Annotated in this window: 17 protein-coding genes; 16 read left to right on the forward strand and 1 reads right to left on the reverse strand. The window is 63.6% G+C overall.

What is annotated here, in order from left to right; all coding sequences use genetic code 11:
- The first annotated feature begins 33 nt into the window (after positions 1–33).
- From CN311_RS14550 to CN311_RS14590, 9 genes are all read left to right on the forward strand, one after another.
- The gene (locus CN311_RS14550) at positions 34–3513 is read left to right on the forward strand and encodes an indolepyruvate ferredoxin oxidoreductase family protein (RefSeq protein WP_097574477.1); all 3480 of its coding nucleotides are present in this window, start codon (positions 34–36) and stop codon (positions 3511–3513) included.
- 144 nt (positions 3514–3657) lie between these two features.
- On the forward strand, positions 3658–5970 hold the full coding sequence (locus tag CN311_RS14555; RefSeq protein WP_097574479.1) for a putative bifunctional diguanylate cyclase/phosphodiesterase: 2313 nt from the start codon (positions 3658–3660) through the stop codon (positions 5968–5970).
- A gap of 144 nt (positions 5971–6114) precedes the next feature.
- A complete protein-coding gene (locus tag CN311_RS14560; protein ID WP_097574481.1) occupies positions 6115–6894 on the forward strand; it encodes an N-acyl amino acid synthase FeeM domain-containing protein in 780 nt (259 codons plus the stop codon).
- Between the two features lie 130 nt (positions 6895–7024).
- Positions 7025–7174 (forward strand): DUF3096 domain-containing protein, encoded by a 150-nt coding sequence (locus tag CN311_RS14565; RefSeq protein ID WP_097574483.1) that lies wholly within the window; start codon positions 7025–7027, stop codon positions 7172–7174.
- Positions 7175–7320: 146 nt separating this feature from the next.
- Positions 7321–7545, forward strand: coding sequence for an aa3-type cytochrome c oxidase subunit IV (locus tag CN311_RS14570; protein WP_097574484.1), 225 nt, complete (start codon positions 7321–7323; stop codon positions 7543–7545).
- Positions 7546–7629: 84 nt separating this feature from the next.
- Positions 7630–8925, forward strand: a complete 1296-nt coding sequence (locus CN311_RS14575; protein WP_097574486.1) for a Re/Si-specific NAD(P)(+) transhydrogenase subunit alpha — start codon at positions 7630–7632, stop codon at positions 8923–8925.
- Positions 8925–9350: an NAD(P) transhydrogenase subunit alpha part 2 gene (locus CN311_RS14580; RefSeq protein ID WP_097574487.1), complete on the forward strand. Its 426-nt coding sequence runs from the start codon at positions 8925–8927 to the stop codon at positions 9348–9350. The genes CN311_RS14575 and CN311_RS14580 overlap by 1 nt, the downstream gene beginning before the upstream one ends.
- A 6-nt stretch (positions 9351–9356) precedes the next feature.
- Positions 9357–10754 carry an NAD(P)(+) transhydrogenase (Re/Si-specific) subunit beta gene (locus tag CN311_RS14585; protein WP_097574489.1) on the forward strand — a complete coding sequence of 466 codons (1398 nt, stop codon included), beginning with the start codon at positions 9357–9359 and terminating at the stop codon, positions 10752–10754.
- A gap of 126 nt (positions 10755–10880) precedes the next feature.
- Positions 10881–12386 carry a hypothetical protein gene (locus tag CN311_RS14590; RefSeq protein WP_245440829.1) on the forward strand — a complete coding sequence of 502 codons (1506 nt, stop codon included), beginning with the start codon at positions 10881–10883 and terminating at the stop codon, positions 12384–12386.
- A gap of 46 nt (positions 12387–12432) precedes the next feature.
- Here CN311_RS14590 and CN311_RS14595 read toward each other — a convergent pair whose 3' ends face one another.
- Complete coding sequence (locus CN311_RS14595) at positions 12433–13344, reverse strand: hypothetical protein (RefSeq protein WP_097574492.1); 912 nt, start codon at positions 13342–13344, stop codon at positions 12433–12435.
- A 385-nt stretch (positions 13345–13729) separates the two neighbouring features.
- Here CN311_RS14595 and CN311_RS14600 point away from each other — a divergent pair, with 385 nt between their 5' ends.
- The 7 genes from CN311_RS14600 (at position 13730) to CN311_RS14630 (ending at position 21390) form a co-directional block, all read left to right on the forward strand.
- Positions 13730–14944 (forward strand): ROK family transcriptional regulator, encoded by a 1215-nt coding sequence (locus tag CN311_RS14600; protein ID WP_097574514.1) that lies wholly within the window; start codon positions 13730–13732, stop codon positions 14942–14944.
- Positions 14941–16194 (forward strand): M20 family metallopeptidase, encoded by a 1254-nt coding sequence (locus CN311_RS14605; protein WP_097574494.1) that lies wholly within the window; start codon positions 14941–14943, stop codon positions 16192–16194. The genes CN311_RS14600 and CN311_RS14605 overlap by 4 nt, the downstream gene beginning before the upstream one ends.
- A 32-nt stretch (positions 16195–16226) precedes the next feature.
- Positions 16227–17288 (forward strand): substrate-binding domain-containing protein, encoded by a 1062-nt coding sequence (locus CN311_RS14610; protein WP_097574495.1) that lies wholly within the window; start codon positions 16227–16229, stop codon positions 17286–17288.
- A gap of 65 nt (positions 17289–17353) precedes the next feature.
- Complete coding sequence (locus CN311_RS14615; protein WP_097574497.1) at positions 17354–18415, forward strand: substrate-binding domain-containing protein; 1062 nt, start codon at positions 17354–17356, stop codon at positions 18413–18415.
- A gap of 40 nt (positions 18416–18455) precedes the next feature.
- A complete protein-coding gene (locus CN311_RS14620; protein ID WP_245440830.1) occupies positions 18456–19424 on the forward strand; it encodes an ABC transporter permease in 969 nt (322 codons plus the stop codon).
- 12 nt (positions 19425–19436) lie between these two features.
- Positions 19437–20636 (forward strand): alanine racemase, encoded by a 1200-nt coding sequence (locus tag CN311_RS14625; RefSeq protein WP_097574500.1) that lies wholly within the window; start codon positions 19437–19439, stop codon positions 20634–20636.
- Positions 20637–20646: 10 nt separating this feature from the next.
- Positions 20647–21390 carry an ATP-binding cassette domain-containing protein gene (locus CN311_RS14630; RefSeq protein WP_097574502.1) on the forward strand — a complete coding sequence of 248 codons (744 nt, stop codon included), beginning with the start codon at positions 20647–20649 and terminating at the stop codon, positions 21388–21390.
- Positions 21391–21419 lie beyond the last annotated feature (29 nt).

Raw genomic sequence — 21419 nt, forward strand, 5'->3', positions numbered from 1 at the left:
TTGCAAGTGTAGCCTCCGCAGAGGAAGTGCCTGATGACACTGCTTGAAGTTGCGCTCGACGACAAGTTCGACCTCGGAAAGGAGCGCATCTTCCTTTCCGGTGCGCAGGCGGTCATCCGCATGCTTCTGATGCAGCGTGAGCGTGACCGACAGGCTGGCCTGAACACCGCCGGTTTCGTTTCCGGCTATCGTGGCTCGCCGCTGGGCGGCCTCGACATGCAGCTGTGGCGGGCCAAAAAGCAGCTGGCGCAATCCGACATCGTCTTTCAGCCCGGCCTCAACGAGGAACTCGCCGCCACCGCCTGCTGGGGCTCGCAGCAGGCTGAATTGCTGGGCGAGGGCACGCATGACGGCGTCTTTTCGGTCTGGTACGGCAAGGGACCGGGCGTCGACCGTTCCGGCGACGTGTTCCGCCATGCCAACCTTGCCGGCTCGTCGAAGCACGGCGGCGTGCTTGCCCTGATGGGCGACGACCACATGGCCGAATCCTCGACCAATGCGCACGCCACCGAATTCCTGTTCGTCGATACGATGGTGCCGATCCTCAATCCGGCCGGCGTCCAGGAGATCATCGACTATGGCCTCTACGGCTTTGCCATGTCGCGTTTTGCCGGCACCTGGGCGGCGATCAAATGCGTCAAGGACAACATCGAATCGACGGCCTCGGTCGATGCCTCGCTCGAGCGGCTGAATATCGTCGTCCCGGATTTCGACATGCCGCCAGGCGGCCTCAACATTCGCAACGAGATCGACATGCTCGGCCAGGAGGAGCGGCTGCACGAATACAAGCGCGCCGCCGCTTCGGCGTTCATCCATGCCAACGGGCTGAACCGGATTGTCTATTCAGGCGGCCGCAGCCCAAAGCTTGGTATCGTCACCATCGGCAAGAGCTATCTCGACGTTCGCCAGGCACTGGAAGACATCGGCGTCGACGAGGCCGCGGCCAACCGCATCGGCATCAGGCTGTTCAAGGTCGGCTGCCCATGGCCGCTCGACCTGCAGCACATCGCCGATTTTGCCCGCGGCCTCGACACCATCGTCGTCGTCGAGGAGAAGCGCTCGCTGATCGAGGTGCAATTGCGCGAGAACCTCTATGGCGCCGCCGCGCGGCCGGTCATCGTCGGCAAGAAGGACGAACGCGGCGACTGGCTGTTTCCGGCCAAGGGCGCGCTCGATCCCAACGATATCGCCATTGCGCTCGGCGAACGCATCCTGCGCACCATCGGTCCGTCCGAGGAGATCGCCGGGCGGGTGGCGAAACTGCGCCAGTTCCAGGCCATGCTCGCCGACACCAAGGATATAGCCTCTCGCACACCCTTCTTCTGCTCCGGCTGCCCGCACAATTCCTCGACCAAGGTGCCGGACGGCTCGCTCGCCGCCGCCGGCATCGGTTGCCATTTCATGGCGCTGTGGATGGACCGCAACACCGTCGGCTTCACCGCCATGGGCGGCGAGGGCGCGCAATGGGTCGGCCAGGCGCCGTTCTCGAAGCGCGACCACATCTTCCAGAATCTCGGCGACGGCACCTACAATCACTCCGGCGCATTGGCGATTCGTTTCGCGCTGTCGACCGACGCCAACATCACCTACAAGATCCTCTACAACGACGCTGTCGCCATGACCGGCGGCCAGCCGCATGAAGGCGGCCTGACCGTGGACATGATCGCCAGGCAGGTGCGGGCCGAAGGCGTCGAGCGCATCGCCATCGTCACCGACGAGCCGGGCAAATATGCCGGGAAAGCCGAATTCCCCGCCGGCGCCACCATCCATCACCGCGACGACCTCGACCTCGTCCAGCGCGATTTGCGTGCGGTCAAGGGTATATCCGTACTGCTCTACGACCAGACCTGCGCCGCCGAAAAGCGCCGCCGCCGCAAGCGCGGCACGTTTCCCGATCCCGACAAGCGCGTCTTCATCAACGAACTGGTCTGCGAGGGCTGCGGCGATTGCGGCGTGCAGTCGAATTGCGTCTCGATCCAGCCGGTCGAGACCGAGTTCGGCCGCAAGCGCAGGATCGATCAGTCGAGTTGCAACAAGGATTTCTCCTGCGTCAACGGCTTTTGCCCGTCCTTCGTCACTGTCCACGGCGCCAGGATCAGGAAGGCCGAAGGCATTGCCGGTACCGCCGATCCGCTCGACGGCGTCCCGGCGCCGGCCGAATTCCCGCTTGGCGAGCAAGGCTGGGCGGCGATCATCGACGGCGTCGGCGGCACCGGCGTCGTCACCATCGGCGCGGTGCTCGGCATGGCCGCCCATCTCGAGGACAAGGGCTGCGGCATGATCGACATGGCCGGCCTTGCCCAGAAGGGCGGCTCGGTGTTCACCCATGTCCGCATCGCCCGCAGTCCGGACGATATCCATGCGATCCGCGTTTCGGCGGGCAAAGCCGACCTCGTGCTCGGCTGCGACCTCGTCGTGTCGGGCGCCCAGAAGGTGCTCGCCGCGGTGCGCGAGGGCCACACCATCTTCCTTGCCAACACCGCCGAGATCATGCCCGGCGAGTTTACCCGCTCGGCCGATTTCTCGCTGCCCGTCGAGCGGCTGAAAAAGGCGATCCGCGCGGCCGCCGGCGACGACAAGGCGCATTTCTTCGATGCCACCCGCACCGCCGCGGCACTTTTCGGAAGTTCGCTTGGCGCCAACATGTTCATGCTCGGCTTCGCCTTCCAGCATGGCGGGCTGCCGCTGTCGGCCGAGGCGGTCGAAAAGGCGATCGAACTCAACGGCGAGGCGGTGGCGATGAACGTCTCGGCCTTCCGCTGGGGCCGTCGTGCCGCCCATCAGCCGGATTTCGTCCGCCGCCTGATTGCCGAGCCCGGCAAGGCCGCACAGACGGCCGCGATTGCCGGCACGCTCGATGACATCATTGCCCGCCGCGTCGCTTTCCTCACCGCCTATCAGAACGCTGCCTATGGCAAGCGTTATGCCGGCAGACTGGCCGCGTTGCGCCAGGCCGAGGCCAGCGCCATGCCCGGTTCCACCGATGTGACCGCGGCCGCCGCGAGGAACCTGTTCAAGCTGATGGCGATCAAGGACGAGTACGAGGTGGCGCGGCTCTACAGCGACGGTTCCTTTGCCGCGGAACTGTCAAAGCAGTTCCAAAGCTATGAGAAGCTCGAATTCCACCTGGCGCCGCCGGTCATGGGCAGGCGCGGCAATGACGGCAAGCCGCGGAAATCGAGCTTCGGTCCCTGGATGATGAAGGGCTTTCGCGTGCTGGCGGCGATGAAGGGCCTGCGCGGCACTGCCCTTGATCTCTTCGGCTACAGCGCCGAGAGGCGCATGGAGCGCCAGCTTCTGGCCCAGTATGAGGCCGATCTGGACTTGATCGCTGCGGCACTGGCGCCCGGCAAGATCGAGGCCGCGACAGCGCTTGCCTCGGTGCCGGCGCTCATTCGCGGCTATGGCCATGTCAGGCAAACCAGCGCTGAAAAGGCCGCGGGCGAGCGCCTGAGGCTTCTCGAACGCCTGGCAAAGGCCCCGCTGCGGCCCGAACTCCAGGCCGCCGAATGATCGATACGGCTTGTTTACCTGATCGACAGTTTCCGCGCCTTCCCTTGGGTCAACGGGCTTGGCGGCGGCCGCCAGAGTGGCCTTTCTAAACCTTTCTTAAGGCGGATGTGACACTGCTTGGCTCCCCAGGGTTGGGATTCAGGCGTGAATCTGAGAAGAAAAAACGAGATCCCGGTCGACGTCTACATCCCGTTCGTGGAAACTCTGTTTCGCGACGGGTTGACGCTTTCGATCGGATTCTTCGCTCAGACCCTGCTGGTTGTGCTGGTCTACTGGAAGACCAGGGATCCGATCTACATCGCCGTGGCCGTCGGACTGCTTACCGTCGCCTTCCTGCGCCTGCGCAACATCAGGAAGTATCGCCACGCCCCGCCACCGAGCACCTGGGAGGAAGCGCACCGCCGCGAGAATGATTATATTCTCTACGGGTCGATGCATGGTTTCATGCTGGCCGTCTTCTGTTTCGTAGGCATCTATCTGGCGCATGACAATTTCGCCGAGATCGCAGCCGTCTGCGTGACGCTGGCGTCCGCCACGTCGATTGCCGGCCGCAACTATGGCTCGCCGAGGATGGTCATGATCTTCATCGTGGCCATGACGTGGCCCATTTCGCTGGGCTTTATCCTGCGTGGCGATGTCTACCACGTCATACTCGGTCTGATGTCGGCTCCTTTCCTGTTCGCGATCAAACGGTTCGCCGATGTCGTCCGCGAAGTCCTGTTTACCGCTCTGTCGGAGGAAAAGAAGGCGAACCGCCTCGCCCAGCGCTTCAATCGCGCGCTCAACACCATGTCGCACGGTCTTGTCATGCTCGGTCCCGACGGCCGGGTGGCGGTGGCCAATGCCGAAGCCGCGCATCTGATGTCGCTCAAATCGCCCGATGCGCTGCTTGGACGGTCGATCCATGGTCTCCTGATGCGCGGCGTTGCCGGCGGCATGCTGGCGCCGAAGGACTGCCGCTATATCGAAGCCCAGCTGACGCGCGCCCTGCGTGAGGGCCGCGACCGCAAGGTTCTTGTCTCGCTCGCCAACGGCCAGCACTATGAGTTTTCGGCTCGCGAAGGCAGCCAGGAACTGGGCGTCATCACCTTCGAGGATGTGACGGTTCGCGTCGAGGCGGAAGACAAGATCCGCTTCATGGCGCGTTACGACAACCTCACCGGCCTGCCCAATCGCGCCTATTTCCACGAGCTGGTCGGCGAGGCCATGGCGTCCGGCGACCATGATCGTCTGTGCGCGCTCGCCGTTCTCGATCTCGACGATTTCAAGAGCGTCAACGACACGCTTGGCCATCCGATCGGCGACGGGCTGATCTATGCCGTGGCGGAACGGCTGGGAGCGGTGGCGGGACCAGGCATCACCGTCAGCCGCTTTGGCGGCGACGAGTTCATGGTCTTCTTCGATCGTGTCGAGGACGAAAGTCATCTAAAAAGCAGGCTCGACGAGATATTCCTCGACATGCAGGGCGAGGTCGATGTTGCCGGCCACGGGCTGCGCATCCAGGCCAGCGGCGGCGCCGTGCTGTCGCGGGTCAAGGATACCGATGTCGACGCCATGATCGTCAAGGCGGATCTCGCGCTCTACAAGGCCAAGGAGCTTGGCAAGAACAGCTGGCGGCTGTTCGAGGCGTCGATGGACGCCGCCTTCCGCAATCGCCAGCTGATGAAGGCGGACCTGCGCAGCGCGGTGGAAAGCAAGGGGTTGCGGGTGGTCTACCAGCCGATCGTGGCGATGACCACCATGCGTATTGCCAGTTGCGAGGCGCTGTGCCGTTGGGACCACCCCGATCTCGGGCCGATCTCGCCCAGCATCTTCATCCCGCTGGCGGAAGAAATGGGCATTATTTCGGAGATCAGCACCTTCGTGCTCAATGCGGCGTGCATCGAATGCGCCAAATGGCCGGTCCAGACCAGTGTCTCGGTCAATCTCTCGGCCAAGGATTTCCGCAGCCGCGACGTTATCCAGAAGGTTCGCGATGCACTGGCGAGCTCCGGTTTGGCTGCTGACCGCCTGGAGATCGAAGTCACCGAAACGGCGCTGCTCGACGACAAGTCGCTGACGCGCCAATACATCGAGGAACTGAAGCGGCTTGGCGTGCGCATCGCGCTTGACGATTTTGGCACCGGCTATTCGAGCCTGAGCTATCTCCACAAGCTGCCGCTCGACAAGATCAAGATCGACCGTTCGTTCCTGATGGACGTCACCCAGAACGCCCGTTCGCTCGAACTGCTCAAGGGCATCGTCAACCTGTCGCGGCCGCTGGGGCTTTCGGTGACCGTCGAGGGCGTCGAAACCTTCGAACAGCTCAAGGTCCTGGCATTGCAGGTCAAGCCGGACCTGGTGCAGGGCTTCCTGTTCGGTTCGGCGCTCAGTGCGTCCGGCATCGAGACCATGTCGAACACGGTCTGGCCTTTCGCCAAGGACATCAAGACGGCCAGGAAGGCGACGCGTCGCTGATTCTCCCGAAAAACTTCATATTTTAGTCTAATTTTACCGATTGTTAACCTTAACGACCGGTAAACAGCGTCCTACTTATTTTCACCTTTACATCTTCTGACCCTGTCGTAGTGTCATATCGGCGGCAGTACGGGGATTGAGTTCATGAGTGCCCAGTTGACTTCGCTCGGCCATGCGGCGGGCGCGGACGGGAGTGATGCGTCCGACACCATGTCCAGCTTTGCCAGGAATGTTTCGGCGATGCTGGAGCGAACGGAATACCGTCGCTGCGACAAGGGCGAAGACCTCGAGGACATCTACCGCCTGCGCTACAAATCGTATCGTCTGAGCGATATGGTCCAGGAAAATCCCGACCATATTGTGCATGACGAACTCGATGAAGCGGCCAACTGCTCCAAGTTCGGAATCTATATCGACGGTGTTCTGGTCAGCACGCTGCGCATTCACCATGCCTGCAGCGCCACCCCGCAGTCGCCGTCCACCACGGTCTATGGCGACATATTGCGCCCTATGCTGGCGGCCGGCGCGCATTTCGTCGACCCAAGCCGCTTCGCCGCCGATCCGGACTGGTCGAGGGTCTATCCGCAGATCCCCTATCTGACGTTGCGGCTCGCCGGCATGGCCTGCTTTTACTTCGAAGCGCCCTATTGCCTCTCCACCATCCGCCCGGAGCATGCCGGCTTCTACCGACGCATTTACTGTTCCGAGCAGCTTGGCGAGTTGCGCGACTATCCGGGCTTGAATTACAAGGTCGTACTCTACCGCGCCAACGTCAGCGCCATCCGCGAGCGGTCCTTCTCCCGTTTCCCGTTCTTCCGTTCGACGCCGATGGAGCGGCGTATGCTGTTCGAGGCGCCCGGTGCCGGAGAACTAGCGCCGCTCACCATCCTGCCCACGGCCAAATATTTTCGCGAAGCCGCCTGAGGCCCTTCACGGTTTTTTGCGGCGTAGGTGTGGAGCCTTCCGGCTGCTTCGGCGTTCTGGCTGGCGCGCCGCTGGCGCGATGGATGACGTCAATCCCCCGTTTCGCGCCAATCGATCGAAAGGACCCCACATGACCATTTCCACGCTCGCGCTTACCCCGCTGATTTCCCTGATCGCCGGCGTGCTGATCCTGATCATGCCGCGGCTGTTGAACTATATCGTCGCCCTCTATCTGATCGTCGTCGGCCTGCTCGGCCTGTTTCCGCATCTTGCCGGTTGAGACATCGGGCCTTCGCTGACATCTTTTGCCTGACGGCTTCAACTTTCCTTTGAGGCTGTTGTCGCCGGCGATGCGGCAATAGCGCCATTGCCCTCGGCCCGGCTTTTCGCTATGTGCCTGAAAGATGTCTTCGAAGGGGTATTCCTATGGCTGATCACACGCCGACCGGTCCTGTCGAACTGGGCGCGAAGATGGACTATGCCGAGCACGACCGCACCTATGCCGGCTTTGTCATGCTCGCCAAATACGGGTCGCTGTTCTGCGCCGCCGTGCTTGTGGCGATGGCCTTCGGTTTCTTTGCGGGCGGCTTCTTCTCGGCGACCATCCTGTTCATTCTGATCCTCGCCGTCGGCGCCTTCATTCTCCGGTAGATTTTTTCAAAACCCTTGCCGTGACGCCGCCGGCAACCGGCCGGCATCTTTGCGCAAACAGGTTCCAGCCGAAAGGATCATGCGGTGGGACAGATGGTTTTCATCCCTCGTGAGCTCGATGCGAACGAGCCGCGCGTTGCTGCCTCGCCCGATACGGTGAAGCGGCTGGCGGGGCTGGGCTTGGACGTCACCGTCGAAAGTGGCGCCGGCACCGCCTCGCGCATTCCCGACGAGGAATTCGCCAAGGCGGGTGCGGCGATCGGCAAGGCGGCCGATGCCGCCAAGGCCGATGTGGTTCTGAAGGTGCGGCGCCCGACGGATGCCGAGCTGAAGGGCTACAGATCCGGCGCCGCCGTCATCGCCATCATGGATCCCTATGGCAACGATGCCGCCGTCGCCGCACTTGCCAAGGCCGGCGTCACCGCCTTCTCGATGGAATTCATGCCGCGCATCACTCGCGCCCAGTCGATGGACGTCTTGTCTTCGCAGGCCAACCTCGCCGGCTACCAGGCAGTGATCGACGCTGCCGCCGAATATGATCGCGCCTTGCCGATGATGATGACGGCGGCTGGCACGGTGCCGGCGGCGAAGGCCTTCATCATGGGTGTCGGCGTTGCCGGCCTGCAGGCGATCGCCACCGCAAGGCGGCTTGGCGCGGTCGTCACCGCCACTGACGTGCGTCCGGCGGTAAAGGAACAGGTGCAGTCGCTCGGCGCGAAGTTCCTGGCGGTCGAGGATGAGGAGTTCAAGGCCGCCGAGACCGCTGGCGGCTATGCCAAGGAAATGTCGAAGGAGTATCAGGCCAAGCAGGCGGCGCTGACATCAGAGCATATCGCCAAGCAGGACATCGTCATCACCACGGCGCTGATCCCGGGCCGGCCGGCGCCGAAGCTGGTCTCGGCGGCCATGGTCGCCTCGATGAAGCCGGGCTCGGTGATCGTCGACCTCGCGGTCGAGCGCGGCGGCAATGTCGAGGGCGCCGTGCCGGGTGAGGTGGTGACCACGGCCAATGGCGTCAAGATCGTCGGCCATCTCAACGTGCCCGGCCGTGTCGCGGCCTCCGCTTCGCTGCTTTATGCCAGGAACCTGTTTGCCTTCCTCGAGACGCTGGTCGACAAGACGACGAAGCAACTCGCCATCAACCGCGACGACGAATTGGTCAAGGCAACGATGCTGACCGACGGCGGCAAGGTCGTGCATGCGGCCTTCGCCAAGGCGACGTTGGATCCACATGTCGAACCGGCGGCGATCCCGGCGACGACGATGGTTGCCGACGCATCCGTGAAAAAGGCCGCGCCGAGAAAGACAGCCGACAAAAAGGCCGCTGCGGGCAAGTCCACTGCCCAGAAGTCCGCTGCCAAGCCGAAGGGGATCGCGTGATGGATCAGACCTTGCAGAAGGCCCTCGACCAACTCGACCAGGCAAGTGCTGCTGTCCGGCTCGCGGTCCAGAACCTGGCCAGTGCGCCGGGCGGCGCCGAGGCGGCGGGCGACACCGCCCATGCGCTGTCTGGCGGCGCCATCGATCCCTTCGTCTTCCGCTTCGCCATTTTCGTGCTGGCGATCTTCGTCGGCTACTATGTCGTATGGTCGGTGACGCCGGCGCTGCACACGCCGCTGATGGCCGTTACCAACGCCATCTCCTCGGTCATCGTCGTCGGCGCGCTGCTTGCCGTCGGCATCGCGGCCTCGGGCATTGCCGCAGGCTTCGGCTTCGTCGCGCTGATGCTGGTCTCGGTCAACATCTTCGGCGGCTTCCTCGTCACCCAGCGCATGCTGGCCATGTACAAGAAGAAAGACAAGTAGAGCGCTATGAACGCCAACTTCGCCTCCTTCCTCTACCTGGTCTCCGGCGTCCTGTTCATCATGGCGTTGCGCGGCCTGTCGCATCCGACCACCAGCCGCCAGGGCAACATGTACGGCATGATCGGCATGGGTATTGCCATCGCCACCACGCTGGCGCTGGCCACCCCATCTGCCGGCCGCTTCGGCCTGATCGTGCTTGGCCTTGCCATCGGCGGCGGTGTCGGCGCGGTCACCGCGCGCCGCATCGCCATGACCTCGATGCCGCAGTTGGTCGCCGCCTTCCACAGCCTCGTCGGCCTTGCCGCCGTCATGGTGGCCGCGGCCGCCATCTACGCGCCGGAAAGCTTCGGCATCGGCACGGCGGGCGACATCCATGCCCAGGCGCTGATCGAGATGAGCCTGGGTGTCGCCATCGGCGCCATCACCTTCACCGGCTCGGTCATCGCCTTTTTGAAGCTCGACGGCCGCATGTCCGGCAAGCCGATCATGATCGGCGGCCGCCACTTCATCAATGCAGCACTCGGCATCGCGCTCATCGTGCTGATCGTGCTGCTGGTCACCACCGAATCCAAACTCATCTTCTGGCTGATCGTGGCGGCGTCGCTGGTCCTCGGCATCCTCTTGATCATCCCGATCGGCGGCGCCGACATGCCGGTGGTCGTCTCGATGCTGAATTCCTATTCCGGCTGGGCGGCGGCGGCCCTGGGCTTCACGCTTGGCAATCTGGCGCTGATCATCACCGGCGCGCTGGTAGGCTCGTCGGGCGCGATCCTGTCCTACATCATGTGCAAGGGCATGAACCGCTCCTTCATCTCCGTCATCCTCGGCGGCTTCGGCGGTGAGACGGCAGCGGCGGCTGACGACGGCATCGAGCGCACGGTCAAGCAGGGCTCGGCCGACGATGCCGCCTACCTGATGATGAACGCGCAGAAGGTCATCATCGTGCCCGGCTACGGCATGGCGGTCGCCCAGGCCCAGCACGCACTGCGCGAAATGGCCGACAAGCTCAAGGCCAATGGCGTCGACGTCAAATACGCCATCCATCCCGTCGCCGGCCGCATGCCCGGCCACATGAACGTGCTACTCGCCGAGGCTAACGTGCCCTACGACGAAGTGTTCGAACTCGAGGACATCAACTCCGAATTCGCGCAGGCCGACGTCGCCTATGTCATCGGCGCCAACGACGTCACCAACCCGTCCGCGCGTGACGACAAGTCGTCGCCCATCTACGGCATGCCGATCCTCGACGTCGACAAGGCGCGCACTTGCCTGTTCGTCAAGCGCTCGCTTGGCTCCGGCTATGCCGGCATCGACAACACGCTGTTCTACAAGGACGGCACCATGATGCTGCTCGGCGACGCCAAGAAGATGACGGAAGAGATCGTCAAGGCCATGGATCACTGAGCCGGAATTAGATCCAACCGATCGAAGAACAAGCCCGGCCCCGCGCTGGGCTTTTTCTTGGCCTGCCGCCGGTTTTGAAGCTACGATGGCAAGTTCTCGTCGATAGCATCATCGATGGAGGTGCCGGTGCCCGACCCTCGCCCTGCCGCATCGCAGGTCACCAATCCGCCGGCTTCCGCAAAGGCGCCACACACGCCCAGCCAGGCGGTGGTGGTCGTGCATGGCATGGGCGAGCAGCGGCCCATGGACACGCTGCGAGCGTTTGCCCAGGCTGTCTGGAGCCGTGACCCGGCCCGCGCGCCGTTTTATGCCCAGGTGACCGATCCGGACGACCCGTCCGGGGCGAAGGTCAACCGGAGTTGGATCACGCCCGACAGCCGGACCAATTCGCACGAGCTTCGCCGCATCACCACGCCTTACGACGTCGCTGGCCGCCGTACCGATTTCTACGAACTGTACTGGGCCGACATCACGCAAGGCACGACGCGGGGCCGGCTTGCGGCCTGGGTGACGGCCCTGCTTTGGCGCAAGCCCGGCGATATTCCGCGCGATGCCCGCAAGCTTTACGTGGTCACGCTTTTGGTCGTCGTCATTGTCCTCGCCGCCGCGCTGACCCTCGCGGTGTCGGCCTGGCAAGAGTATATTTCCTGGACTGCCGGCGTGCTGGTCACCATCGCGGCTTCATTGATCATCTGGGCGGTGGATCGCTTTGGCGTCCCCTATTTCGGCGATGTGGCCGCCTATGTGCGTGCCGAAGCGGCAACGGTGGAGAAGCGGGCGCTTGTCCGCGATCGTGGCCTGAAGCTGCTGAAGCGCCTCATGATGGACGATGCCTACGACCGCGTCGTGCTGGTCTCGCACAGCCTCGGATCGATCATCGCCTATGATCTGCTGCAGATATTGTGGGCCGACTTCAGACCGCGAAAGCTGGAAGCCGTCCGCGACAAGGCGAGGCTGAAGGCGATCCACGCCATCGACAAGCCCACGCTCAAATCAGACGGTTCCGCATGGCCCGACCGGCTGGATGACTTGCCGGCATTCCGGCGAGACCAGTGGGAACTCTATCGGCAGCTCCGCACCAAGAGTGCCGACCATCCGCTGCCGTGGAAGATCAGCGATTTCGTCACCCTTGGCAGTCCGCTGACGCACAGCGAATTTCTTGTGACCCAAAATCTCGCCGAATTAAGGCGCGGCATTGCCGAGCGGCTGTTCTCCGCCTGTCCTCCGGTCGGCGAAGGTGCGGCGGGTAGCGTGCTTTATGAGGAAGGGCACAGCCGTTCGGGCAAGCGGCAGCGGGCAGTGCATCATGGCGCTGTGTTTGCCGCGACGCGCTGGACCAACATCTTCGACAGGGGCAATGGCTGGCTGACGGGCGACCCGATCTCCGGACCTATGACGGAGAATTTCGGCCCGGGCGTGGAGAATGTTCAGGTTGAGCTGCGCGGCTCGCTCGGCCATGTTTTCACACACACGCTCTACTGGTCGCTGACGGCGACCGGCGTCGAGATCGCCGCGTCCGCCGGCCCTCCGCCACGCTCGCATCTTGCCGTGCTGCGCGACGCCGTCGATCTCGGTCGCAAGCTGGAGCCCAGCCAGACAGTGCCGCCGACAAAACAATCCACTCCGGAATGACAGTCCCGGAGTGGATTGAAGAGGATCGAAGCCGTTCGGGCGTTAATCAACTTGTGGTCAGCAGAAGCGCTTCTTCGTCGTCGCGCTGCCTGCCGCCGAGAGCTGCCGCTGCGCTGGCGATGAAAGCGCCGATGACGAGCGACAGTGCACCAAGCAGCGCAAAGGTGGCGCTGGCCTTTCTTGCCGTGTCAGCGGCCTGCTGCGCCTTGACCTTGGCATCCTCCACCTTGGCGACCAGCGCATCGACACGCGCCTGGGCATCGGTTTCCGACAGGCCAGTGCGCGCCGCTACCAGCTGCGACAGATAGGTCTTGTCGTCGGCCGAGATTTCGCCTGCCGCGGCACTTGCGATCAGGATGCGCGAAGCCTGTGCTGCTGCATCGCTGTCCGGGTTGGGGGACGCGAGCCTGCTCGCATCGGCCGGGCGGAACAGCGAATCCACGAGATAGGAAGTAGCATTGTCGGCTGATGCCCCACTGGCATTGGCTGAAGCAGCCGCGGACGCACCCATGGCAGCGCCTGACGCGACAGTCGAAGCCGCCTGTACGCCGGTGCCGAGCGCTGCGGAAAGCGCCGAGCCGAGCACGCCGACCACGATCAGCGTGGCAAGCGCCCAGGCAAGGAAACCATGGGCCGTGTCGCGGAAATAGACTTCATCGATGTGGATGCCCACCCATTTGGTGCGCAAGCGGCCGGCAAGATAGCCGCCGACGCCCGATGACAACCACTGCACCACGATCAGCCAGACCGCGGTGGAAACCGCGAAGGTGGTGACTGAAGCGCCCGAGCCTGACCAGGGCGAAACCATGCTCAGCCCGAGTCCGGAACCAAGCAGCATCAGGATGAAGGTCAGCGTCGAGGCTGCGAAAGCACCGGCGATGATTGGACCCCAACTGACGGCGGGTGAAGAGGATTCCGTCGGTGCGGAAACGTCGACAGCCGATAGGGTTGCCTGCATCGACGCCTCCTATCGCACGAAAAGCATGATGAGAATGATGATCGGAATCGGAATTCCAAGCAACCAGAGCAAAATGCCGCGTCCCATGAAGTCCTCCTGTGAGACATTGTGATCGATAGTGTCACAATGTCCCGGAAGGCCTTCTGTTCCGACCGGTCTTCAAATGATTTTGCTGTGGTTCGAAAGCGTTGACGCGCCGGAGCGCGGCAATGTCTCAAACCAGGCAGGCTCAAATATCCAGACTGGCCCCCGACAGCGGGTTGTCCTGTATGAACTCCCGCCTGGACTCGACTTCCATCGCCCTCGGCACGCCGCGACAATATCATTGACAAGCCCGATTTCGAATAATAAGTTCGGTCACAGAACGAATTAATTGAGGTTCGACGTGAGTGACCTGCCGCACATCTCCCGCCAATTCTCGCAGCGCTCCGTCATGGAGGCGATCGTTCAAGGCGGGCCGATCTCGCGTGCCTCCATCTCCAAGCAGACCGGCCTGTCGAAGCAGACGATCTCGGAAATCGTGCGGGGGTTGGAGCAGGAGGGCTGGGTCCAGGAAACCGGGCGCACCAGCGGCCATGTCGGTCGCACCGCGGTCACTTATGAGTTGGTCCACGACGCCGCCTATATCGTCGCGGTCGATCTCGGCGGGACCAAGGTGCGCGTCGCGCTGACCGATCTTGCCTGCCAGATATTCGCGGAAGCCGCGACACCGACTGATCCTCGTGGCGGCCAGTTCGTGGTCGATCAGATCACCACGCTTGTTTTCCAGGCCGCAGCCAGGCAGCGCGTTCCGCGCAAGAAAATACGCCTTGCGGTCGTCGGAGTACCTGGCGCTCCGGACCCGTCGACCGGTCGCATTCTGCTTGCGCCGAACATCGCGGACTTCGACACGATGAACGTGCTTGATGCGTTCGAGAAGGCATTGGGCGTTGCCGTGATGGTCGAGAACGACGTGAATCTGGCGGTACTCGGGGAGAATTGGCTCGGACAGGGTCAGGGCATCGACAATCTGGCCTATGTCGCGCTCGGCACCGGCGTCGGCAGCGGGCTGATCCTGGGCGGCCATCTGGTACGGGGCGCCACTCATGCCGCGGGCGAGATCGGCTTCATGCCGATCGGCGCGGATCCTTTCGCGGAGGAATCACTGCGCACCGGTGCGTTCGAGCGGACAGTGGCAACGCATGCGATGACCGAGCGCTACCAGTCCCTGTCGGGCAAGCAAGTTGCCGTGCCGGCGATCTTCGAAAATGCGGCGCTGGGCGACAAGGATGCCGATGCCGTGCTCGATGAAACGGCCCGCTATCTGGCACAGGGCGTTGCCGCCATCGCGGCGATTGCGAATCCGGAAAAGATCATTCTGGGCGGATCGATCGGCCTGCGGCCGGAGATACTGTCGCGGGTAAAGGCTCTGCTTCCGCGGTGCTTTCCCTACCTGGTCACCGTGGAGGCGAGCGAGCTTGGCTCGCGGGCGGCGCTCATTGGCGCCGCGGCGATCGGTCTTGGCCAACTGCACAACACCCTGTTCGGCGTCGACGCCCCGGATGGCCGCATTTCACTGCCGCCGACCCAGGCGGCTGCCTTGAAGCAGGCTGTGCTATGATCGACAACGTCGTTGCCCGCCTGCAGGCCGCCCTCGACCGTGACCAGGCGCTGACACTTTTCCGCGGCGCCATCGGCCGCCAGAGCATCACCGGCAACGAGGTGAATTTCGTCGACTTCCTCGAAGCCAGGATGCGTGAACTTGGCCTGAGCAGCGTCAGCAGGAGCGAGTTCCTTCCCGGCCGGCCGAACATATGGGGCGAGCGCAAGGGAGCAGGCGGGGGCAAGCGCCTGCTGTTCATCGGCCACACCGACACCGTCCATGTCGACGGCTGGCGCGAACATTGGCAGGGCACCGAACGCGAGGATCCGTTCGCCGCACCGATCATCGACGACGCTGTCTGGGGCCGCGGTTCTGGCGATCTGAAAGCCGGCATCACTGCCTCGCTTGCAGCACTCTCGCTTCTCGACAAGGCCGGCATCCGCCTCAAGGGCGATGTGGCATTCGCCTTCGTCGGCGATGAAGAGAGCGGTCAGCCCGGAACGGGCCTCTCCGCCGGCATCAAGCATTTCGTTGGCCACATCGAGGCCGGCGAGGTCGCCGCGCCTGATTTTGCCGTCTATGTCGAGCCGACCCGCCTTGCCGTCTATGCGGCGCAGATCGGCTTCTTCATCACCGACATCACCATCACTGGCAAATCTGCCTATTTCGGCGTGCCGGAACTTGGCAAGGATGCCTTGCGCGCCGCGCACGCCGCCATGACGGCATTGTGGAAGCATTCGGATGAGGTGGCCGCCCGCTCCGAGCACAAGCTTGTCGGGCGTGGTTTCCTGCTCATCACAGGCCTCACCGGTGGCGGCTATATAGCCGTGCCCGAACGCTGCACGCTGTCGCTTATCCGCAAGCTGCTGCCGGGCGAATCGCTCGATACGGCGGCCGCCGAAATCGAAGCCGCCGTACGCGGCGCTGTCGCCGATCCGGAAATCAGGATCGAGTTCGCTTATCCGGCCGGTCGCGACCATCCACTCGGCGGCACCGCGGCCGAAATCGACGAAACCACGACCGGGGTCGGCTTGCTGTCCAATGCAATGGCCGAGGCGATGACGGGACGCGGCGGCATCGAGGGTGCGCCTTTCTGGTCGGAATCGCCGTTCTTCGTCAATCGGCTGGGCATTCCGGCGGTCTATTGCGCGCCCGGCGATATCAGAAACTGCCACACTTTCGAAGAGCACGTCGATGTCGAGGAATACCTCGCAGGCATCGTCGGCTTCGCCGCTTTCATGGCCCGTTACTGCGGCGCGGCCGACTGAATGATCAACGAAGCAGAAATGGGAGAACTGAGATGCTGATAAAGAAAATACTTGCCGCCACGCTCGCCGGCGGCCTGATGATCGCCGCCAGCGCGGCTTCGGCCCAGACGGTCGGCCCGCAGGGCGAAGCCGCCACGCCGAGCTCCAGCGTGGCGCTGACCGATGCCGATATCGCGGCGCTGAAGGACAAGGGTTACAAGGCGGCACTCCTGTGGCACACATCGTCCGACTTCACCAACGCTGTGACCGCCGGCGCCACCGATGAATTCGCCCGCGCCGGCATCGCCATCGTGGTCAAGACCGACGCCCAGTTCGATGCCGCTCGCCAGCGCAGCGACATCGAGACGGCACTGGCCGCCAAGCCGAACGTCATCCTGTCGCTGCCGCTCGATCCGGTCACGTCGGCCGAGGCTTTCCGCCAGGCGGTCAAGGATGGGACCAAGCTGGTGTTCCTGTCCAACCTGCCCAAGGACTACAAGCAAGGCACCGACTACGCCTCCATCGTCACCGACGACCTCTTCCAGATGGGCAAGCAGGCCGCCGACGCGATGGCCAAGGCGATCGGCGGCAAGGGGAAGGTGGGCTACATCTTCCACGACGCCACATACTACGTCACCAACCAGCGCGACCAGGCCTTCAAGACCACCATCGAGAAGGACTATCCCGACATCAAGATCGTCGCCGAGCAAGGCATCTCCGATCCGGCCCGGGCCGAGGAACTGGCGAACGCCATGCTGCTGCAGCATCCAGACCTCGACGGTATCTACGTGACCTGGGCCGAGCCCGCGGACGGCGTGCTTTCGGCGCTGCGCGGCTCCGGCAACACCAAGACCAAGATCGTCACGCTCGATCTCGCGGAACCGGTGGGGCTCGACATGGTCAAGGGCGGCAATGTCGCCGCTCTCGTTGCCGACAAGGCCTATGAGCTCGGCCGCGCCATGGCCGCCGCCGGCATGAAGTCGCTGCTCGGCCAAGAGACGCCGGCTTTCGTCGTCGCCCCGGCCCTCACCGTGACCAAGGAAAATGTCGCCCAAGGCTGGAAGGATTCGCTCAACCGTGACGCGCCGCAGTCGGTGCTCGACGCGGCGAAGTAGGACCCCCGCTCCGGCGCGGCGGGCCGCGCCGGAGCCTTCTCAACCATAGCAAAAGGGGAAATGACATGCGCAAGACTTTGGGCATCATGACCGCATTGGCGAGCCTGTTTGCTGTCCACGCCTTCGCCGCCGAAGGCGTCACCACCGGACCGAATGGCGAAAAGCCGGTGCCGGCGAGCACGCTGACGCTCACCGCGGCCGAGGAACAGCAGATCAAGGACGGCAAGTTCACGGCGGCGCTCGTCTGGCACGAGATGAGCGAGTACACCAACGCCGTCAACAGCGGCGCGCGCGATGAGTTCAAGCGGCTGTGCATCGAGGTGGTGGCGCAGACCGATGCCGGTTTCGACGCTTCCCGCCAGAAGTCGGATGTCGAGACGGTGATGGCCAAGAAGCCATCGATCATCCTGTCGCTGCCGGTCGACCCGGCAACCGCGGCTTCCGTCTACGATCCGGCCCGCCAGGCCGGCGTAAAGCTGGGTTTCGTCGACAACAGCCCGGCCGGCTACAAGCAGGGCCAGGATTACGTCACCATCGTCTCCGACGACCTGTTCCAGATGGGCAACAAGGCCGGTATCGCCATGGCCGAGGCGCTCGGCAAGAAGGGCAAGGTCGGCTACATCTTCCATGATGCCGACTTCTACGTCACCAATCAGCGCGACGGGGCCTTCAAGAAGACCATCGAGCAGGATTATCCGGACATGAAGATCACCGCCGAGGCCGGCATGGCCGACCCGGCGCGCAGCGAGGACATCGCCCAGGCGATGATCACCCAGCACCCCGACCTCGACGGCATCTACGTCACCTGGGCCGAACCGGCATTGAGCGTGCTATCGGCGTTGCGCGCCGCCGGCAACAGCCACACAAAGATCGTCACGCTCGACCTCAACGAACCCGCCGCGCTCGACATGGCCAAGGGCGGCAACATCGCCGCGCTGGTGGCCGACGAGGCCTACTCCATCGGCGTGACTCTGGCCCGCGCTTCGGCCGGCTCGCTCGTCGGCCTGAAGGCCGAACCGTTCTATGCCGTCGATTCCATCGCCGTGACCAAGGACACAGTGAAGGAAGGCTGGAAGAAATCGCTCAACAAGGACGTGCCCGAGCCTATCACGGAAGCCCTGAAATAGGTTCGGGGCAAGGCGAAGCGCCCACCATCGGAGGATGATCATGTCCAACGTCAACATCAGCGCCGGTGGCAGCTTCGCCAGCCGCTTCAATCTGCAGCAATATGTAGTCTATCTCGGCTTTCTGGCGATCTTTCTCTTCTTCGCCATCGTGCTTAGGGACAGCGGCTTCCTCACCGTTCGCAACCTGTCGAATATCGTGCTGCAGACGACACCCGTGACCATCATGGCCATCGGATTGGTCTTCGTCATGTCGGCCGGTGAGATCGACCTTTCGATCGGCTCGATCGTGGCGGTGGCCGCACTTGCCGCCGCGGTCACCATCAGCGCTTACGGCATGACGGCGGGAATTGCCGCCGGCCTCGGCGCCGGCCTGCTCATTGGCGCCATCAACGGTATATTGGTCGCCTATGTCAGGCTGCCGTCCTTCCTGGTGACCTTGGCCACGCTAGGCCTGTTCGCCGGTGTCTCCCGCTCGATGACCGACTTGCGTTCAATTTCGGTGACCAACGAAGCCTTCACCGGCTTTTTCGGCTCCGGCTCGCTGCTCGGTGTCCCGTCGCTGATCTGGTGGACGGTGATTGCTGTCGCCATCGGCCACCTGGTGTTCCGCGAAACCCGCTTTGGCGCGCATGTGCTGGCAACCGGCGACAACGCCCGCGCCGCGAGCGTGTCCGGCATCAGCGTGCCGAGGATCAGGCTCGCCGTGCTGACCATCAGCGGTGGCCTCGCCGGCCTCGCCGGCCTGCTCTATGCCGGCCGCCTGCAGGCGGCGAAATACACGCTCGGCGAAACCGATCTCATGACGGTGATCGCCGCCGTGATCGTCGGCGGCACGCTGCTCAATGGCGGCAAGGGCTCGATCGTTGGCGCGCTGGTCGGCTCGCTGATGATGGGCATGCTGAACAACGGCCTGATCCTGATGGGCCTGTCGGTGTCCGACCAGATGATCGTGCGTGGCCTCATCATCCTGGCCGCGGTCGCCGTGTCGCTGCGCGAAAAATCTCGCTGAAGGAAAGCGCCCATGTTTCTCGACGTTTTGCGCCGCCGCAACCCAGCCTTCATCGAGGCCGCGATCGGGCTGCACCAGCAAGGCAAGCTGCCGGCCAATGCGTATGTGCTCGACCTCGACACAGTCGAGGCCAATGCGAGAACCCTCAAGCACGAGGCCGACCGCCACGGCCTCAAGATCTTCGCCATGACCAAACAGGTCGGACGTTCGAGCTCGTTCTGCCACGCGGTGATGCGCGGCGGCATCGACCGGGCGGTTGCCGTCGACATGGCCTGCGCGCGCGCCACGTACAAGGCAGGCATGACGCTTGGCCATCTCGGCCATCTCCAGCAAATCGCCAAATTCGAGGCGAATGCCGCGGCAAAGACCTTCAAGCCGGACTACTGGACTGTCTTCAACGACACCAAGGCGGAGGAAGCGGCTGCAGGCGCCAAGGCTGCCGGCTACGTGCAGGATCTGCTGGCCCGCATCGCGGCAGAGGGCGACATCTTCTATCGCGGCCATGAAGGCGGCTTCGATGCCGCCGACATAGCCGCCGTCGCCGACCGGCTGGATGCTGTTTCGGGCGGGCGCTTCGCAGGGATCACGACCTTTCCGGCCTTGCTCTTCGATCATGCCTCACGAAAGGTGCTGCCTACTCCCAATCTGGCGACGCTGGCAAAGGCTGCCGAGGCACTGGCCAAGGTGGGTCGTCGCAGGATCGAGATCAACGCGCCGGGCACGACCTCCAGCGTCATGCTGGCGGCGCTCGCCGAGGCCGGGGCCACGCAATGCGAACCCGGCAATGGGCTGCACGGCACCACCGCGCTGCATGTCATGGAGGACCTTCCGGAACTGCCGGCGGTGCTGTACCTCACCGAGGTCTCCCATCTCTCGGGTGGCAAGGCATATTGCCTGGGCGGCGGCTTCTACATCGACCCGATCTTCCCCGATTACGACGTGAAGGCAATCGTTTCGGCTGAGCCGACGACGGCGGCCTCAGCACTGCGCAGCGTCGAGGTGCCGCCGCCTTCGGCGATCGACTATTACGCCATGATCGACGCCGCCGGCGCGAATGCGCCGAAGCCCGGCGACAGCGCCGTATTCGGTTTTCGCGGCCAGGCCTTCGTCACCCGCGCCCATATCGTCGGCGTCTCCGGCATTTCGAAGGGCAAGCCTACCGTGGAAACGATCGAGAACGGCTTCGGCGAACCTTACGCCTGGCCGGTTTAGGAGGAGAACGATGAGCGCGTCCGCCCCCGTTCTGCAACTGCAGGACATCCGCAAGACATTCGGCGGCATCACCGCGATCGAGAATTTCTCGCTCGAGGTTTTTCCGGGCGAGATCGTCGCTTTGGTCGGCGACAATGGCGCCGGCAAGTCGACGCTGGTCAAGATCGTCTCGGGCGTTCACCCACCCTCGTCCGGTACGATCGTCATCGAAGGCAAGCCGGTGACGATGTCGAACGCCACCATGGGACGTGCCCACGGCATCGAGGTCGTTTATCAGGACCTTGCGCTTGCCGACCAGCAGACGGTCTATATGAACATGTTCCTCGGTCGCGAGCCGCTGAACCGGTTCGGGCTGCTCGATCGCCGCCGTATGATCGAGGAGACGGAAAAGCTGGTGAAGGAGCTGGATGTGCGCATTCCTTCCGCCCACGCTACGATCCGCGACCTCTCGGGCGGTCAGCGCCAGGGCGTTGCGATCGCCCGGGCCACGCATTGGGCGAGCAAGCTGATCCTGCTTGACGAACCGACAGCGGCGCTCGGCGTCGCCGAAACGGCCAGGGTAGAGGCGATCGTTCAGTCCCTGAAGCTGCGCAATGTCGGTGTGCTCATCATCAGCCATAGTCTCGATCAGGTGTTCAAACTCTCCGACCGCATCTGTGTTCTGAGACGCGGCAAGCAGATCGGCGTGCGCGAGACCGCCAAGACCGACAAGAACGAAATGATCGCCATGATCACTGGTCTGCAGCAGCAATAGCAGAAACGCGCTGCCTGGCCGTCAGTCAG

This window comes from Mesorhizobium sanjuanii (assembly GCF_002529485.1).
Lineage (GTDB): Bacteria > Pseudomonadota > Alphaproteobacteria > Rhizobiales > Rhizobiaceae > Mesorhizobium > Mesorhizobium sanjuanii.

Excerpts from the sequence above, each read along its gene's own strand:
- CN311_RS14550 (WP_097574477.1), top strand. The coding sequence starts at position 34 with ATGACACTGCTTGAAGTTGCGCTCGACGACAAGTTCGACCTCGGAAAG.
- CN311_RS14560 (WP_097574481.1), top strand. The coding sequence starts at position 6,115 with ATGAGTGCCCAGTTGACTTCGCTCGGCCATGCGGCGGGCGCGGACGGG.
- CN311_RS14565 (WP_097574483.1), top strand. The coding sequence starts at position 7,025 with ATGACCATTTCCACGCTCGCGCTTACCCCGCTGATTTCCCTGATCGCC.
- CN311_RS14570 (WP_097574484.1), top strand. The coding sequence starts at position 7,321 with ATGGCTGATCACACGCCGACCGGTCCTGTCGAACTGGGCGCGAAGATG.
- CN311_RS14580 (WP_097574487.1), top strand. The coding sequence starts at position 8,925 with ATGGATCAGACCTTGCAGAAGGCCCTCGACCAACTCGACCAGGCAAGT.
- CN311_RS14585 (WP_097574489.1), top strand. The coding sequence starts at position 9,357 with ATGAACGCCAACTTCGCCTCCTTCCTCTACCTGGTCTCCGGCGTCCTG.
- CN311_RS14595 (WP_097574492.1), bottom strand. The coding sequence starts at position 13,344 with ATGCAGGCAACCCTATCGGCTGTCGACGTTTCCGCACCGACGGAATCC.
- CN311_RS14605 (WP_097574494.1), top strand. The coding sequence starts at position 14,941 with ATGATCGACAACGTCGTTGCCCGCCTGCAGGCCGCCCTCGACCGTGAC.
- CN311_RS14610 (WP_097574495.1), top strand. The coding sequence starts at position 16,227 with ATGCTGATAAAGAAAATACTTGCCGCCACGCTCGCCGGCGGCCTGATG.
- CN311_RS14615 (WP_097574497.1), top strand. The coding sequence starts at position 17,354 with ATGCGCAAGACTTTGGGCATCATGACCGCATTGGCGAGCCTGTTTGCT.
- CN311_RS14620 (WP_245440830.1), top strand. The coding sequence starts at position 18,456 with ATGTCCAACGTCAACATCAGCGCCGGTGGCAGCTTCGCCAGCCGCTTC.
- CN311_RS14625 (WP_097574500.1), top strand. The coding sequence starts at position 19,437 with ATGTTTCTCGACGTTTTGCGCCGCCGCAACCCAGCCTTCATCGAGGCC.
- CN311_RS14630 (WP_097574502.1), top strand. The coding sequence starts at position 20,647 with ATGAGCGCGTCCGCCCCCGTTCTGCAACTGCAGGACATCCGCAAGACA.